The sequence below is a fragment of the Staphylococcus gallinarum genome, assembly GCF_000875895.1.
GTDB lineage: Bacteria > Bacillota > Bacilli > Staphylococcales > Staphylococcaceae > Staphylococcus > Staphylococcus gallinarum.
In genome coordinates, this window is sequence record NZ_JXCF01000023.1 from 1 (window position 1) to 263 (window position 263).

General features: G+C 26.6%; 1 protein-coding gene. It reads left to right on the forward strand.

All coding sequences use genetic code 11. The features are described 5' to 3' along the window. On the forward strand, positions 1 to 263 hold a 263-nt coding region (locus tag SH09_RS10590; RefSeq protein ID WP_042739621.1), incomplete at both ends, for an aminoglycoside 6-adenylyltransferase.

Genomic DNA, 263 nt, shown 5'->3' on the forward strand with positions numbered 1-263 from the left:
CCTGATTTAGATTATGGTTACAGTTATATAATGTATTTTAAAGATGGCATAAAAATGGATATTACATTAATTAATTTAAAAGATTTAAATCGTTATTTTAGTGATTCTGATGGTCTTGTAAAAATTTTAGTTGATAAAGATAATTTAGTAACTCAAGAAATTGTTCCAGATGACTCAAATTATTGGTTAAAAAAACCAACAGAACGAGAATTTTATGATTGCTGTAATGAGTTTTGGAGTGTCTCAACGTATGTAGCAAAGGG